Genomic DNA, 14,633 nt, shown 5'->3' on the forward strand with positions numbered 1-14,633 from the left:
GAAGTCCGTAGATCCGTAGACGCAGAGATTTCCGTAGACGCAGAGATGAGGACATCCCATGACGAACCCGTTCGAGGACCCGGACGCCGGCTACCTCGTGCTCGTCAACGACGAGGGGCAGCACTCCCTGTGGCCGGCCTCCCTCGCGGTGCCCGGCGGCTGGGCGGTCGCCCACGCCGAGGACACCCGCGACACCTGCCTGGAGTACATCGACCGGCAGTGGACCGACATGCGGCCGCGCGGCCTGGCGGGGAGCATGCAGTCATGACCGGAGCCTCCCCGATCCAGGACGCGGTCCGCCGCTACTACGCGCTGGTCGACGCCAACCGCTTCGACGAACTGGTGGCACTCTTCACCGCCGACGCGACCTACGAACGGCCGGGCTACCAGCCCCTGGTCGGCCGGGGCGAACTGACCGCCTTCTACCAGGGGGAGCGGGTCATCGCCGACGGCCGGCACACGGTCGACCAGCTGCTGCTGTCCGGGCGGGAGGCCGCGGTGCGCGGCAGTTTCACCGGAACGCTCAAGGGGGGTGACGCGGTGAGCCTGCGGTTCGCCGACTTCTTCCGGACGGACGGCACCGGCCTCTTCGCCCACCGCGTCACGTACTTCTTCGCCCCCTTGGTGTGAACACCGCTGGTGTGGGGACCGTTATGGGGCCTCCCCGACGCGGCCGAGGACCAGCTCCACGAAGGACCGCGCCGTCGAGTTCCCGTAGAACTCGCGCGGCGTCACCTTGGGCAGCCCCCGTTGCCGCAGGTCCGACAGCATGCGGACCACCAGGAGGGAGTTGCCGCCGAGTTCGAAGAAGTTGCCGTCGGGTTCCACGTCGACGCCCAGCAGACCGGACCACACGGCGAGGATCTCGGTCCCGAGGTCGCCGCCCTTCGCCTCCGGATCCGCCGTGGCGCCGTCCCGGTCCGTGACCGGTGCCGGTGCCGGTGCCGGTGCCGGTGCCGCGGTCGGAGCCGGGGCCGGGGCGGGGCCGGCGGACGGGGCCGGGAGCCGGGAGAGGTCCGGCTTGCCGTTGAGGGTCAGCGGGATGCCGGACACCCCGGTGAGGCCGGCCGGCAGCATGTGGTCCGGCAGCACGCGCCGGGCCGTCCGCCAGACCTGGTCCACCGAACCGCCGTCCCGGAGCACCACGTAGGCGTCGATGCGGGCGCCGGCCGGGTCCCCCGCCTCGCCCTCCCGGAAGACGACCGCCGCGTCGGCGACCCCGGGGTCCGAGGCCAGGACGGAGGTGATCTCGTCCAGCTCGATCCGGTGGCCCCGCACCTTCACCTGGTTGTCCAGCCGGCCGAGGTGGTCGAGCCGGCCGTCCGGCCTCAGCCGGCCCCGGTCGCCGCTGCGGTAGACCCGCTCCCCGGTCACCGGGTCGTCGAGGAAACGCTCCGCCGTCAGCTCGGGACGGCCGAGGTAGCCGTCGGCCACCCCGGCACCACCCACGTAGATCTCACCGGCGGGCCCCGGCGGCAGGACATGCCCGTGCTCGTCCCGGACCGACACCCACCAGCCGGGCAGCGCCCGGCCCACGGACCGGGACCGCTCCAGGACCTCGCGCGGGGTCACCTCCTGCGCGGTGACGTGGACGGTCGTCTCCGTGATGCCGTACATGTTGACCAGCCGGCACCGGGCGGGGGAGTGACGGGCGAACCACCGTCCCAGCATCGCCGTGTTCAGCGGTTCGCCGCCGAAGACGACCAGCCGCAGGGCGAGCGGTGCGGCGCCCGGGGCCGCCCGGGTGTCGGCCTCGATGAGCTGGGAGAACGCGGACGGGGTCTGGCTGAGGACGGTCACCCGCCGCCGGGCCAGCAGCTCGTGGAACTCGTCCGGGTCACGGGCCGCCCAGTGCGGTACGACGACCAGCCGACCCCCGGTGAGCAGGCAGCCCCAGATCTCCCACACGGAGAAGTCGAAGGCGCTGGAGTGGAAGAACGTCCACACGTCGTCCGGTCCGAGCCCGAGGTCCGCGGACGTGGCACCGACCAGGGCCAGTACGTTGCGGTGGGGGACCACGACCCCCTTGGGGCGGCCGGTGGATCCCGAGGTGTAGATGACGTAGGCGGCCGTGTCGGTGTTGCCGGTCTTCCCGGTCTCCAGGGGTTCCTGCGCGTCCGTCAGTTCCTGGGGCGAGACCACGGTCACCCCCTCGATCCGGGGGAAGCGCGCCGGGTCCCCGATGACGACCGGCACCTGAGCGTCGGTCGCGGTGTAGCGCAGCCGCTCCTCGGGGTACCGGGCGTCCATCGGGACGTAGGCGCAGCCCGCCTTCAGCACGCCCAGCAGGGTGGCGACGAGCGTGGTGTCCCGCTCCAGGCACACCCCCACCCGTGCGCCGCCCACCCCGAGGGCGCGCAGCCCGGCGGCCACCCGCTCCGCCCGGTCGTCCAGCTGGCCGTACGTCAGGCTGCTCGCGTCGTCGGTCACCGCGACGGCGTCCGGCCGCTGCCGGGCCAGCTCCGCGATCCGCCCGTCGATGGTCTCCGGCGGCGTCCGCCGCTCCGGCCCGGGCCCGGCGGGCGCGGGCTCGCCGGGGTCGGCCGCGGGACGGAAGCCGCCCAGCCGGGTCACGGCCTCGGCCGCGGCGTGGTCCAGCAGGCCCAGCCGCGCCGTCGGAGTCGTCCCGGGCAGGGTGCGCAGCCGCTCGGCCAGGTGCAGGACGCTCCGTCCGAACCACTCCGCGGTCGGCGGGGCCACCGTGCGCGGATCGTGGTGGAGGCGGGCGGCGCAGGTGCCGTCGGGCTGCCGTTCCAGATGGAGGAGGAGGGAGAACCCGGAACCCGGGAACGGGGTGTAGGACGTCCCGGAGGCGGCGTCACCGAGGACCACGCCCACGCTCGCGACCGCAGCGCCGGGCAGCGGAGTGCCGGTGCCGGCCGCGAGGAGGTCCGCGACCGTGCCGTCCGCGTCGACCCGGACGGAGCGCACCGCGGGACCGCCCGCCCGGAACGCGCGGTCGAACACCGCGATGCGCGCCTCCGGCCCGCCCTGGTAGCGCGCCAGCGCCAGCGCCGCCGCGGCCACCAGCGGCTCCTCCCCGGGCCACTCCGGACGGTCCGTCAGCTGGACCGTCCCGGCGGCGGCGGTGAGGTCCGGCGCCTGGCGGTCCCCCAGGCCCCAGGGCACCGTGAGCGGCGTGGTGTCCCCGTCCGACCCGTCTTGCGCGTCCTGTGCGTCCGGTGTGTCGAGGGAGGGCAGCGGGTCGCCGTCGAGGGGCTCACCGTCCAGGAGGAGCGCCGCCAGCCGTACGAGGACGCCGTAGGGCACCGAACGCCGCGCCACCAGGACCGCGTCGACGACCCCGTCGGCGTACTCCACGAGCACGGCGCGCAACGGGGGTCCGCAGGGGTGCAGGGGCCGCTCGGCCTCCTGGCGGACGCGGGCGTGCCCGGGGCCGGTCGAGGAGTCCACCGCGAGCGGCAGGGTCCACAGCCTCGACCCTGCCAGCTCCGGCCGTTCCCTGCTCTCTTGTTCCAACAACGTCCGGCTCTGTTCCCGGTCGACCGGGTACCGGGCGCGTACCACCAGGCTGTGGCAGGCAGGAGTGCGTACGGTCATCAGATCTCCGTCTCCGAAGGGGGCGGGCGGGCACGGTCACCGGGCGCTGAAGCCGCCGTCGACCGTGAGCACACTGCCGGTCACCTGGCGCGAGTCGTCGCCCGCCAGCCAGAGGGCCGCACCGGCGACGTCCGGGGGCTCGATGAGGGCGTTCATCGGCTGGGCCTGGACGAACACCTCCTCGTGTTCGTCGACGCGGACGTCGAGCGAGCGCGCTATCTCGGAGAGCATCCGGCCCTCGACCAGGGGGTCGTCCCGGACGGAGCCGGGGCAGAGCGCGTTCACCCGGACGCGGTGCGGCGCGTAGTCCAGTGCCGCCGCCTTGGTCAGGCCGATCATGCCGTGCTTGGCGGCGACGTAGCCGGCGAAGTGCCGGTAGCCCACGAGACCGGCCGTCGAGGCGATGTTGATGATGCTGCCCGAGCGCTGCTCGATCATCGCCGGAACCACGGCCTTGGTCATCCGCCAGGCGCCCGACAGGTCGACGTCCAGCATGAGCGACCACTCGTCCTCGGTGATCTCGTGGACCCTGCGGCCGGAGGGCGCGGCGATCCCCGCGCCGTTGACCAGGACGTCCAGCCGTCCGAACCGGTCGAGGCACTCCGCCACGACCGAGGTGACCCTTCGGAGGTCGCGCACGTCGCAGTGCGCCGGGAGCACCGTGACGCCGTGCCGCGCGCACAGGTCGGCCGTGTGCGCGAGCTGGGCGGCCGAGCCCATGGGGTACCCCACGCCGGGGAGGTCGTCGGCGATGTCGAGCAGCAGCAGGTCGGCGCCCTCCGCCGCGAAGCGGACGGCACAGGCGCGGCCGAGCCCGCGCGCCGCCCCCGTGATCACGGCCGTCTTGCCCTTCAGCTGCACGGCGACCCTCCGCGGTCGGGGTCGGCCGGGGCGGCGCCGCCGTCGGAGAGTACCTGCGCGACCGTGGCCAGCAGCACCTCCGGGGAGTCGACCAGGTACATGTGACTGCCGGGCAGTTCCCGGTAGTCGAAGGACGCCCCGGTGGTGCTCCGCCACTCCTCGGCCTGCGTCCGGGAGACGAGCCCGTCCTCGGCGCCGCGCAGCGAGGTGACCGGGAGCGGCAGCGGGGTGTCGGAGGCGGGGACGTAGTCCTCGTGCATCGCCACGTCGGCGCGCAGCAGGGGCAGGAGCAGCTCCCGCAGGTCGGGGTCGTCGAAGGCCGCGTGCCGGTAGCCGGCGAACTCGCCGACGCGGGCCAGGAACTCCTCGTCGTCCAGCCCGGTCGCCCGCCGCTCGCGCCCGCTGCCGGGGCCGGGGGACCCGCTCACGAAGAGGTGGCGGAGTCCGGATCGTCCGCCCAGCTCGCGGGCCAGCTCGTACGCGAGGACGGCACCCAGGCTGTGGCCGAACAGCGCGAACGGCGCCTCGCCGCCCACGAGTTCCAGTATTCGCGGGGCGAGGTCGGCGGCGGCCTCCGACGCGTCGGTGAACGGCTCCTCCAGGAACAGCTCCTCGCGGCCGGGAAGTTGGAGGGGTACGACCTTGAGGCCGGGCGGTGCGACGTTCCAGGCGCGGTAGAACCCGGCTCCGCTGCCCGCGAAGGGAAGGCAGACGAGGGGCAACTCGGTGGGGGACACGACTCGTTCACTCCTTGTGTTCCGATGGGGCCGGAATGCTCATTTCGGGCATGGCACGCCGAAGCCCCGGCTCGGCGGGGCCGACGTCGGCCACCCGCTCCAACCGGAGCTTCTTCCTGCGGGTCAGGCGCGTTCGGCAGAGCTATGTCATGCCACGCCTGAGGTGAACTCGTGCTACGCGGTGCGGACTTCCCGCGTCTCCTTTCCGAGACCGGCGTCGCGGGCCAGCACGGCGGCGGAGGCCCGGTCGTGCACCTCCAGTTTCGCGAAGATCCGCGAGACGTAATTGCGTACGGTCTTTTCCGCCAGGAAGATCCGACGGGCGATCTGGTGGTTGCTCAGTCCGCCGGCGACCAGTTCCAGGATCTCGAGTTCCCTGCTGGTCAGTTCGGACAGCCCGGTCGTCTCCGGCAGGATCCGCATGGTGGAGAAATGCAGGCTGAGCCGGGAGGCGATGGTCCGGCTGAAGACGGCGCCCCCCTTGGCCACGATCTCGATGGAGTGGAGGAGTTCCTCGGAGGACCTCATGTGCGAGAGGTATCCGCTGACCCCGACGCGCAGGGCGGTGAAGACGGCGTCGTCGTCGTCGTTCTGCGACACCACCATCATTTTGGGCCTGGTCTTGTGGCGGCGGTATGTCGAGACGATCTGCTGGGCGTTCTCGTAGATGGACCTCTTCGAGGACGGCTCGCCCAGGATGACCACGTGCGGCTGTAATTCGGTGTTCTCGAGACATCGCATGCCGTCGAGGACGCCCACGGCCCGGCCGACGAGTGTGAATCTGCCATCCTGTTCGATGATTGTCTCCAGTCCGGCGAGTGAAACCGGATTGTCGCTGATGATGAACAGGTTGATCTCCATTTGTACGTCCCCCGTTTGGCACGTCGTACGGCTCGTTTTTCTTCGGTGCGTCATTCTTTGCAGGAGAAAGGCCGGTCCGGTGCTCCAGCGAGTATGGGTAGACGAATGATCGAAACGCAAGTTCCGCTCTTAACTGCAAGGGATCGTTCCGCTTGATGAGTGACTATCCGGTCATCCGGTATGTCTTCGCCGGACGGGTGTGGCGCGGGGACGCCGGCGGTCCCCTGGGCTCGCGGGTGAGCCCGGAGTCCCTGGGGCCACGGGCCCGGCGCGGCCCCGTCACCAGTTGCCCTCCCTCCGCGCCGGGCACCGTGCGGGCGCGGCGGACGGTGGCCGAAACGGGGAGGTGACGACTGTTTCCCGAGGAACGGATGTTTATCCAGAGACAGGGGGGGCATTGTCGACAGGCATATGGTGTGGACCAATGGGCCTGGTCGCCGGCGGGCGACAGTACACCCGCAGGGCGAATTGCGGTACACGCCGACCTTGATCCACGCCCGTACTGGACGCGCCTCGAACCGGCCCCCTACGTTCGGCACATGGGTAATGCTCCTCGTCGGCGCCTGATCACACTGGACGGGCTGGCCGCGCTCGGGTTCGTGATCCTCCCGCAGGTGTCGGTGCTGCGTCCGGCCGACGGCGGCGAGGTGGGCGCCACCGCCGTGTGGCTGCTGTCCCTGGGCACCGCGCTGCCGCTGGTCGTACGGAGGCTGTGGCCGGTCCCGGTGTTCGTGGTCGCGTTCACCGCGGCCTGGTTGGCGCTGGTCGCCGGGGTCGGGCCGACCCCCTTCCTCGCCGCCGCCTACGCCCTGTACCTGGTGGCCACCACCAGGAGGGGGCGACCGGGGCTTTCCGTGGCCCTCGTCGCCGGGCTGTGCACGGCCGGCGCGGTCCTGATGACGGTGTCGGGAGGGCAGGGGTACCAGGGCGGGAGCAGGGCCGTACAGGTCGTGCTCGGAGTGCTCGTCCTCGGCGCCACCTGGGCGACGGGGGCCGCGGTCAGGGAACGGCGGGAGAGCCTGCGGCGCGCCATCGAGCACGCGGCCGAGCAGGCGAAGGCCGAGGAACGCCTGCGCATCGCCCGTGACATCCACGACGTCGTCACCCACAGCGTGGGCGTGATCGCGATCAAGGCGAGCGTCGCCAACCACGTGGCCGCCACCCGCCCCGAGGAGGCGCGGGAAGCCCTGGCGGTGATCGAGGACATCAGCCGCCGGGCGCTGCGTGACATGCGGGCCACCCTCAAGGTGCTGCGCCGCGAGCAGGACGGCGGCGCCGGCGACCTGCGGCCGGTCCAGGGGCTGACGGACCTGCCGGCCCTGGTGCGCACGGCCGAGGCCGCCGGAGTCCGCGTCGACCTGCGGAGCGAGTACGAGGAGGAGCCCCCGAACGGTGTCGCGCTGTCCGTGTTCCGGATCGTCCAGGAGGCCCTGACCAACGTCGTCAAGCATGCCGCGCCCACTCGTTGCCGGGTCCGGATCGCGGCCGTCCAGGGCACGTTGACGATCGACATCACCGACGAGGGCCCCGGGCCCGGGCACCGGCCCACCGTGCCCGGCGGGGGGATGGGCCTGGTCGGGATGAAGGAGCGGGTCGCCGCGCACAGCGGCACCTTCGGCGCCGGGCCGCGGCCGGGCGGCGGCTTTCGGATCGTGGTGACACTGCCGTACTGAGCCCGACCCGTTCCCGGGTGCCGGACTCATCCGCAGGTATGGGTTCGGCCCGCGCGGGCCGCCGCGGAATCCCGACCCCGGACCGATGCGGCCGGCCGGCCCGCCCGACGAGACTCGTCCCGTGATCGAAGTCCAGAACCTGACCAAGCGGTACGGGGAGACCACCGTCGTGGCAGGCCTCACCTTCACGGTGCGGCCGGGCGCCGTCACCGGATTCCTGGGCCCCAACGGGGCCGGGAAGTCCACGACGATGCGCATGATCCTCGGCCTCACCCGCCCGGATGCCGGAACCGCCCTCATCGGCGGCCGCCCCTATCACGAACTGACGTACCCCGCCCGGCAGGTCGGCGCCCTGCTGGAGACGGCGGTCGCGCACCGCAGCCTGACCGCCGCCGACCATCTGCGCTGGATCGCGCAGAGCAACCGGATCGACCGGCGACGGGTCGCGGAGGTCCTGGAGGCGGTCGGCCTGACCGGAGCGGCCCGGCGGCGGGTCGGCACGTTCTCCCTCGGCATGGGACAGCGGCTCGGCCTGGCCGCGGCCCTGCTCGGCGACCCGCCCGTCCTGGTGCTCGACGAGCCGGTCAACGGCCTGGACGCCGAGGGCATCCGATGGCTGCGCGACCTGCTGCGCTCGATGGCCGCCGAGGGCCGGACCGTCCTCGTCTCCAGCCACTTGATGGCCGAGATGTCCGTGGTCGCGGACGACCTGGTCGTCATCGGCCGCGGACGACTGCTTACCCAGACCGGCACGGAGGAGTTCATCCGGCGCCACGCACGGACCTACGTGCGGGTGCGGACCTCCGAACCCCTGCGCCTGCACCGGGAACTGGAACGGAACGGCGCCTCGCTGAGCCTCGCGCACGACGGCAGCCTGGAGGTCGACGGCATGACGGCGGCCGAGATCAACCGGCTGGCCGCGGCGGGCGACCTCCCGCTCGAAGAGCTGAGCACCCACACGGGATCGCTCGAGGACACCTTCCTCAAGCTCACCGGCCCCGAAGGGAGCAGCACCCGTGTCTGAGACGGCCGCGGCCATGCGGGCCGAGTTCACCAAACTGCGCGGCGTCCGCGGCACGTTCGTCGCGCTGCTGCTGTTCGCCCCCGCCAGCCTCTTCCTCTCCGCCCTGGGCGGCTGGTCCGCGAGGAAGGCGATCGAGTCGGACAACCCCCTGCTCCGCTCCGACTTCACCCCCGAGCAGACCGGCATGGACGGCGTCCTCTACGGCCAGCTGGCGCTGATCGTGTTCGCCGTGCTCCTCGTCTCGAGCGAGTACTCGTCCGGCATGATGCGGGTCTCGCTGCTCGCCGTGCCCCGGCGCGGGCGGCTCTACCTGGCGAAGGCGGCCGTCACCGCCGCCGCCGCGGTGGCCGTCGCGATCCCCGTCACCGTCCTCGGCTACCTGCTCACGCAGTTCGCCCTCGGTCCCCACGGCGCCGGCATCGACACGAGTGGTGTCCCCCGCGCCCTCGCCGGCGCCGTGGTCTATCTGACGATGATGAGCCTGTTCGCGGCGGGCGTGGCCTCGACGGCCCGCGGCGCCGTCGTCCCGCTGGCCGTCCTGCTCCCGATGGTGCTCGCCGGCTCCCAGATCCTGTCCACCATCGGCGCGACCAAGGAGATGGTCCGGTACCTCCCCGACCGGGCCGGCATGCGGATGCTCACGGTCGGCTCGGACGACGCGCTCACCGGGTTCGCCGTCCTCCTCGCGTGGACCGTCGTGGCACTGGCGGCCGGCTGGCTGCGCCACCGGCGTTGGGACGGTTGACGGGACGGGCGGCGGGACGGTCGTGAGGCACCTGACCCATGACCGTGGGACATGACGCTGCGTAGATTCCCAGACATGTCACGGGCCGAACTGGTCGGCCCGGACGATCCCCATCTGGGAGGAACCATGTCCGCCATTTACGAGCCCCCGGCACTGCACGAGGTCGGCGACTTCGACGAGCTCACCAAGTGCCTCGGCATCGGCAGCTGCCAGGACTTCGTCGGCTGCGGCTACGCCGTCGTCTGCTTCTTCTGATCACAAGGGGTGCCGGTGCGCTCAGGCGCACCGGCACCACCCCAGGGAGCGAGACGACATGGAATTCGTAGTTCTTCCGGACAGCGCGGCCGGCGCCGAGGCGGCCGCGCGGCTGCGGGCGACACACCGGATCGACCACGCGTCGGGGCGGCCCTGGATCGTGGGCGACTGGCAGCAGGACGAGATGACGGTGCTCCAGGCCGGTCCACGGCGCCTGGCGCTCCTGGGACGCACCCGGCTCGACGAGCAGGCCACCACGGCCGCACTCGGGCGGATGCGCTCCCTCCACGACATCGACGCCGTCGCGTCCCGCCTGCCGGGCCTCGTCCACCTGATGGCCTCGATGGACGGCAAGGTCCGAGTGCAGGGCTCGGTCTCCGGTGTGCGCCAGGTCTTCACCGCCGTGGTGGACGGGGTGACCGTGGCGGCCGGCGCCGTGGGGCCGCTGCTGCGCCTCACCGGCGCGGGCCTCGACGAGACGCTGCTGGCCGCCCGCCTCCTGGCACCCGGCGGAGCGCCGTGGCCGCTGTCCCTGCGCCCGGTCCGCCGGGGTGTCGACGCGCTCGCCACCGGGCACTGGCTCGAACTGGACGCGGCCGGTCGGTCGCGGCAGATCCGCTGGTGGAACCTGCCGGAGGCCCGCCTCCCGCTCGCGGAGGGCGCGCGGGCCGTGCGCACCGCGCTGTCCGAGGCGGTCGCCACCCGGATCCGTCCGGACCGGACGATCAGCGCCGACCTGTCCGGCGGCCTGGACTCGACCTCGCTCTGCTTCCTCGCCGACGCGGCCGGCGCCGACCTGGTCACGTACCACGTCATGCCGATCGACGGCGCCAACGAGGACACCGCCTGGGCGCGCAAGGCCGCCGCCATGCTCCCGTCGGCCCAGCACCACATGCTCTCCTCGGACCGCGCCGAGAACCTGCTCGACGTCGGCTACACCGCCGACTACGCGGACCTGGCCCCGGAAGGGCCGTCGACCTGGGCCTCCGGGCTCGCACACATCCGGGACCTGGCGACACGGGCCACCGGCGAGGGCGCGACCCTGCACCTGACGGGCTTCGGAGGGGACGAGCTGTTCGGAAGGATGCCCGCCTGCGCCTGGTCGCTGGCCCGTGCCCAGCCGGTCAACGGCCTGAAGCTGCTCAATCGCTACCGGCTCGCCAACCGCTGGTCCCTGGGCGGGACCGTGCGGGCGCTCACGGACCGGTCGACGTTCGCCCAGAGCCTCGCCCGGGTCGCCGCCCGGATCAGCGACCCGCCCTCGCCGCTCGACGAGCCCGACTTCGGCTGGGTGTTCGCGCCCCGCCTGCCGGCCTGGGCCACGCCGGACGCCGCGGCGGCCGTCCGGAAGCTGCTCACCGACGCCGCTCGGGAGACCCCCGAGCCGCTCGACGCGGACCGGGCCCGGCACCAGGCGCTCGCCTCGATCGCCTTCGAGGGCAAGACGGTCCGTCAGGTCAACACCGTCGTCGCCGCAAGCGGCATCGTCTGGGACGCCCCCTTCCTCGACGACCGCGTCCTGGAGGCGGCGATGTCCACCCGGATCGACGAGCGACTGGCGACCGGGCGGTTCAAGCCGCTGCTGATCGACGCAGTCCGGGGTCTCGTGCCCGCGGACATCCTCGACCGCCGCGACAAGGGCGAGTTCAGCGCCGAGGCGTTCCGGGGCATTGCCCGCAACCGGGCCCGGCTCCTGGAACTCTGCGAGGACTCGCAGCTCGCCCGGCTCGGCCTCATCGACCCGGCGAAGTTCCGGTCCGCGGTGCTCAACCCCGGGCCGATGGCCCATCACATCCAGCCGATCGAGACCACCGTGGCCTGCGAGAGCTGGCTCAGGACGCACCTTCGGCCCCACCTCCAGGACACGGGAGAACGCAGATGAAGCTGAGCCTTGCCCGCGACGTCACCCTCACCCCGATCGAGACCGGGGCGGTACTGCTCGACGGACGCCGGGGTCGCTACTGGCAGTTGAACGCGACCGGCTCCGCCATCCTGCGCAAGCTGCTCGACGGGGACTCCCCCGACACGCTCGCCGTACTCATGTCCGAGGCCGCCCCCGTGAGCCGGGACCAGGCCCACCAGGACGTGATGGACCTCGTCGACGGACTGAGCGCGGCCAACCTCGTGGAGGTCTCGCGGTGACCACCCCCGCCGTCGCGGAACAGGCCCCGCGACTTCCGCTGCACCGCCAGATCGCGCCCAGGTGCGCGGCCGGCGCGGCCCGGCTGCTGGTCAGGCTGCCTCCGGCCCGGCTCCAGCGGGTGCTGCGCGTGATCAGCCGGGGCACCCGGCCCGCCGGGTACGCCGAGACGGCGCGGGCCAGACGGTCGGTCGTCTCGGTCAGCACGCGCTGCGCCGGCCTCGGCTGCCTCCAACGGTCCGTCGCCACCGTCCTGTTGTGCAGGGCCCGGGGCAGATGGGCGGACTGGTGCACGGGGTTCCGCACCCAGCCCTTCGCCGCCCACGCCTGGGTCGAGATCGACGGACGGCCGGTGGACGAACCGGGTGAGATGGGCGTGTTCCAGACCGTGCTGGCCGTGCGCCGCCCCGAGAGGAGGAACCTCCGATGACGGCGATCCGGGCCGAGGGCCTCTACGCCTACTACGGTACGAACGCGGCCGTCAACGGCCTCGACCTGACCGTCCCCGACGGCGCGACGTTCGGCTTCCTGGGGCCCAACGGCGCCGGCAAGACGACCACGATCAGCATGCTGACCACGCTCCTCAAGCCCACGGCGGGCCGGGCGGAGGTGGCCGGTGTCGACGTGGTGAGCCGGCCCGCCGAGGTGCGCCGCCGGATCGGCATCGTCTTCCAGGAGTCGACGCTCGACCAGGACCTCACCGCGGCCGAGAACCTCCGCTTCCAGGCCGACCTGTGCGGGCTCGGCCGTCGCGAGGCACGCGGAATGATCGCCGAGATGCTCGACATGATGGAACTGTCCGGACGCAGCAACGTCCCCGTGGGGCAGTTCTCCACCGGTCTGCGCCGCCGCCTGGAGATCGCCCGGGGCCTGCTCGGCTCCCCCAGGGTCCTCTTCCTCGACGAGCCGACCACCGGCCTCGACGCGCAGACCCGCGCGGCCGTCTGGGAGTACCTGGGCAGGCGGCGCCAGGAGCAGGGCATCACCGTCTTCTTCACCACGCACCAGCTGGAGGAGGCGGAGCACTGCGACCGGATCGCGATCTTCGACAAGGGCAAGGTCGTCACCGAGGGGTCGCCCGCGGAACTGAAGTCCATCATCGGGTCCGACCTCGTCGTGCTGCGCACCGAGGACGACACGCTCGCGGCGGAACAGCTCTCCGAGCGCTTCGGCCTGACGACGGAGCCCGCGCCCGACGGACTGCGCCTGAGGGTCCCCCACGGCCCCACCCTGGTGCCGCGGCTGTGCGCCGGACTCGGGGTGACCGTGCTCTCGGTGACCACCACCTCGCCGACCCTGGACGACGTCTTCCTGCACCACACCGGGTCCGAGATCCGGGAGAGCGGGACGAAGACCCGCACACTCAGCGATATCGGGGAGGGAATGCGATGAGCGGTCTGGACACCGTACTGGACGCTCCCGCCGGGAAGGCGGCCCCAGCCGGCCCGACCGCCGGCCGCCGGGGATTCGCCCTCAGGCCGTACGCGCTGCTCTGGCGGCGGGAGATGACGCGACTGCGGCACAACCCGGTGCGCCTGATCATGGGTCTGGTGACGCCGCTGCTGTTCCTCGTCGTCCTGGGCACCGGCCTCGACGCGGCGTCCTCCAGCCTCGGCAAGGCCCAGCTGAACGACTACCGGGCCTTCCTGTTCCCCGGCACGCTGATCATGTCTGTCCAGGCGCCGGCGGTCGCCGTGGGCATCTCGCTCGTGTGGGACCGCAAGCTCGGCATGCTCCGGCAGATGCTCGTCTCGCCGTTCCCGCGCTCCAGCATCGTGCTAGGCCTCGCGTTCGGCGGGGCCACCACGGGCGCGGTCTACGGCCTCATGCTCCTGTCGGTCGGAGGCATCGCGAGCATCCGGTACACGCCGATGCTGCTGGTCGTCCTGCTGGAGACGCTGCTCGTCTCGCTGATGTTCACCTCGATCGGGCTGCTCGCCGCGGTCACGATCCGACAGGTCGAGACGTTCCAGATCGTGGTGAACCTGAGCCTGATGCCGCTGATGTTCTTCTCCGGCGCGATGTTCCCGCCGAACGGGCTGCCGGGCTGGCTCGACACCGTGGTCAAACTGAACCCCCTCACCTACGGCGTCGACGCGGTCCGCCGGACCCTGCCCGGGCCCGACATCCTCACCTCGGAGCAGACCCGGCTGATGCTCGGGCACTGGCACCCGCCCGTGGTCGCGGAACTCGGGCTGCTGGTGGCGATCACCGCCGCCGCGCTCGGCGTGGCCACCCACCGGTTCGCGCGGTCGCGGTGAGCGGGACCGTGAACGGAACCGGAGTGCACCCGGCGCGTGCCGTACGGGCATGGGAGTGGACGGGGACCGCGGCCCGGCTCCTGCTGGCGGCGGTCCTCGGCTACGCGGGCCTACTGAAGGTCCAGGACCTCACGGAGGCCGGCCGCACGGTCGTCCTGTACCGGATCCTGCCCGATGACACCGCCCAACTCGTCGGCGGCGTCCTGCCGTTCATCGAGGTCTCGCTCGCCGTGCTGCTGCTCGCGGGGCTGGCGACCAGGGTGGTGGCGGCCGGCGCGGCCGTGCTGATGGTGGTGTACATCGCGGCCATCACCTCGGTCTGGGCCCGGGGACTGTCCATCGACTGCGGCTGCTTCAGCAGCGGAGGCACCGTGACGGACGGAGCCGTGCGCGGCTATGTCATCGACATCGCGCGCGACCTGGTCCTGCTCGCCGCGGCCGTCCTCCTGATCCGGAATCCGCGAACCCGCTACGCGCTGGACCCCTGGGTCCTGGACACGAAGGAGCGATAGGCC

16 protein-coding genes are annotated in these 14,633 nt (G+C 72.4%); 12 read left to right on the forward strand and 4 right to left on the reverse strand.

Going from position 1 to position 14,633, the window contains the following annotated elements; genetic code table 11:
* Positions 1 to 58 precede the first annotated feature (58 nt).
* Positions 59 to 268, forward strand: coding sequence for an MbtH family protein (locus AMK13_RS28840; RefSeq protein WP_074004726.1), 210 nt, complete (start codon positions 59 to 61; stop codon positions 266 to 268).
* Positions 265 to 630, forward strand: coding sequence for a nuclear transport factor 2 family protein (locus AMK13_RS28845; RefSeq protein WP_074004727.1), 366 nt, complete (start codon positions 265 to 267; stop codon positions 628 to 630). The genes AMK13_RS28840 and AMK13_RS28845 overlap by 4 nt, the downstream gene beginning before the upstream one ends.
* A 21-nt stretch (positions 631 to 651) precedes the next feature.
* Here AMK13_RS28845 and AMK13_RS28850 read toward each other — a convergent pair whose 3' ends face one another.
* The 4 genes from AMK13_RS28850 to AMK13_RS28865 form a co-directional block, all read right to left on the reverse strand.
* The gene (locus AMK13_RS28850; RefSeq protein ID WP_079272570.1) at positions 652 to 3,561 is read right to left on the reverse strand and encodes an amino acid adenylation domain-containing protein; all 2,910 of its coding nucleotides are present in this window, start codon (positions 3,559 to 3,561) and stop codon (positions 652 to 654) included.
* A 36-nt stretch (positions 3,562 to 3,597) separates the two neighbouring features.
* The gene (locus tag AMK13_RS28855; protein ID WP_049649015.1) at positions 3,598 to 4,422 is read right to left on the reverse strand and encodes an SDR family oxidoreductase; all 825 of its coding nucleotides are present in this window, start codon (positions 4,420 to 4,422) and stop codon (positions 3,598 to 3,600) included.
* Positions 4,413 to 5,159 carry a thioesterase II family protein gene (locus tag AMK13_RS28860; protein ID WP_074004728.1) on the reverse strand — a complete coding sequence of 249 codons (747 nt, stop codon included), beginning with the start codon at positions 5,157 to 5,159 and terminating at the stop codon, positions 4,413 to 4,415. Before AMK13_RS28860 ends, AMK13_RS28855 begins: the two co-directional genes overlap by 10 nt.
* A gap of 174 nt (positions 5,160 to 5,333) precedes the next feature.
* Entirely contained in the window at positions 5,334 to 6,020 is a 687-nt protein-coding gene (locus AMK13_RS28865; RefSeq protein ID WP_074004729.1) for a response regulator transcription factor, read from the reverse strand.
* A 539-nt stretch (positions 6,021 to 6,559) separates the two neighbouring features.
* Here AMK13_RS28865 and AMK13_RS28870 point away from each other — a divergent pair.
* From AMK13_RS28870 to AMK13_RS28915, 10 genes are all read left to right on the forward strand, one after another.
* Positions 6,560 to 7,693 (forward strand): sensor histidine kinase, encoded by a 1,134-nt coding sequence (locus AMK13_RS28870; protein ID WP_074004730.1) that lies wholly within the window; start codon positions 6,560 to 6,562, stop codon positions 7,691 to 7,693.
* Between the two features lie 121 nt (positions 7,694 to 7,814).
* Positions 7,815 to 8,717, forward strand: coding sequence for an ABC transporter ATP-binding protein (locus AMK13_RS28875; protein WP_049649023.1), 903 nt, complete (start codon positions 7,815 to 7,817; stop codon positions 8,715 to 8,717).
* Positions 8,710 to 9,462: an ABC transporter permease gene (locus tag AMK13_RS28880; protein ID WP_063780012.1), complete on the forward strand. Its 753-nt coding sequence runs from the start codon at positions 8,710 to 8,712 to the stop codon at positions 9,460 to 9,462. Before AMK13_RS28875 ends, AMK13_RS28880 begins: the two co-directional genes overlap by 8 nt.
* Positions 9,463 to 9,588: 126 nt before the next feature.
* Positions 9,589 to 9,717 carry an aborycin family tricyclic lasso peptide gene (locus AMK13_RS28885; RefSeq protein ID WP_103079659.1) on the forward strand — a complete coding sequence of 43 codons (129 nt, stop codon included), beginning with the start codon at positions 9,589 to 9,591 and terminating at the stop codon, positions 9,715 to 9,717.
* 58 nt (positions 9,718 to 9,775) lie between these two features.
* On the forward strand, positions 9,776 to 11,599 hold the full coding sequence (locus AMK13_RS28890) for a lasso peptide isopeptide bond-forming cyclase (RefSeq protein ID WP_074004732.1): 1,824 nt from the start codon (positions 9,776 to 9,778) through the stop codon (positions 11,597 to 11,599).
* On the forward strand, positions 11,596 to 11,859 hold the full coding sequence (locus AMK13_RS28895; protein WP_074004733.1) for a lasso peptide biosynthesis PqqD family chaperone: 264 nt from the start codon (positions 11,596 to 11,598) through the stop codon (positions 11,857 to 11,859). Before AMK13_RS28890 ends, AMK13_RS28895 begins: the two co-directional genes overlap by 4 nt.
* Positions 11,856 to 12,287, forward strand: a complete 432-nt coding sequence (locus tag AMK13_RS28900) for a lasso peptide biosynthesis B2 protein (RefSeq protein WP_074004734.1) — start codon at positions 11,856 to 11,858, stop codon at positions 12,285 to 12,287. The genes AMK13_RS28895 and AMK13_RS28900 overlap by 4 nt, the downstream gene beginning before the upstream one ends.
* A complete protein-coding gene (locus AMK13_RS28905) occupies positions 12,284 to 13,249 on the forward strand; it encodes an ATP-binding cassette domain-containing protein (RefSeq protein WP_074004735.1) in 966 nt (321 codons plus the stop codon). Before AMK13_RS28900 ends, AMK13_RS28905 begins: the two co-directional genes overlap by 4 nt.
* Entirely contained in the window at positions 13,246 to 14,118 is an 873-nt protein-coding gene (locus AMK13_RS28910) for an ABC transporter permease (protein WP_074004736.1), read from the forward strand. The genes AMK13_RS28905 and AMK13_RS28910 overlap by 4 nt, the downstream gene beginning before the upstream one ends.
* 8 nt (positions 14,119 to 14,126) lie before the next feature.
* Entirely contained in the window at positions 14,127 to 14,630 is a 504-nt protein-coding gene (locus AMK13_RS28915; RefSeq protein ID WP_074004787.1) for a MauE/DoxX family redox-associated membrane protein, read from the forward strand.
* Positions 14,631 to 14,633: the final 3 nt, after the last annotated feature.

The sequence above is a fragment of the Streptomyces sp. CB02056 genome, from assembly GCF_001905545.1.
Lineage (GTDB): Bacteria > Actinomycetota > Actinomycetes > Streptomycetales > Streptomycetaceae > Kitasatospora.

Bases quoted from the DNA above. Each gene is read 5' to 3' on its own strand.
- AMK13_RS28840 (WP_074004726.1), top strand. From the start codon at position 59: ATGACGAACCCGTTCGAGGACCCGGACGCCGGCTACCTCGTGCTCGTC.
- AMK13_RS28845 (WP_074004727.1), top strand. From the start codon at position 265: ATGACCGGAGCCTCCCCGATCCAGGACGCGGTCCGCCGCTACTACGCG.
- AMK13_RS28850 (WP_079272570.1), bottom strand. From the start codon at position 3,561: ATGACCGTACGCACTCCTGCCTGCCACAGCCTGGTGGTACGCGCCCGG.
- AMK13_RS28865 (WP_074004729.1), bottom strand. From the start codon at position 6,020: ATGGAGATCAACCTGTTCATCATCAGCGACAATCCGGTTTCACTCGCC.
- AMK13_RS28870 (WP_074004730.1), top strand. From the start codon at position 6,560: ATGGGTAATGCTCCTCGTCGGCGCCTGATCACACTGGACGGGCTGGCC.
- AMK13_RS28885 (WP_103079659.1), top strand. From the start codon at position 9,589: ATGTCCGCCATTTACGAGCCCCCGGCACTGCACGAGGTCGGCGACTTC.
- AMK13_RS28890 (WP_074004732.1), top strand. From the start codon at position 9,776: ATGGAATTCGTAGTTCTTCCGGACAGCGCGGCCGGCGCCGAGGCGGCC.
- AMK13_RS28895 (WP_074004733.1), top strand. From the start codon at position 11,596: ATGAAGCTGAGCCTTGCCCGCGACGTCACCCTCACCCCGATCGAGACC.
- AMK13_RS28905 (WP_074004735.1), top strand. From the start codon at position 12,284: ATGACGGCGATCCGGGCCGAGGGCCTCTACGCCTACTACGGTACGAAC.
- AMK13_RS28910 (WP_074004736.1), top strand. From the start codon at position 13,246: ATGAGCGGTCTGGACACCGTACTGGACGCTCCCGCCGGGAAGGCGGCC.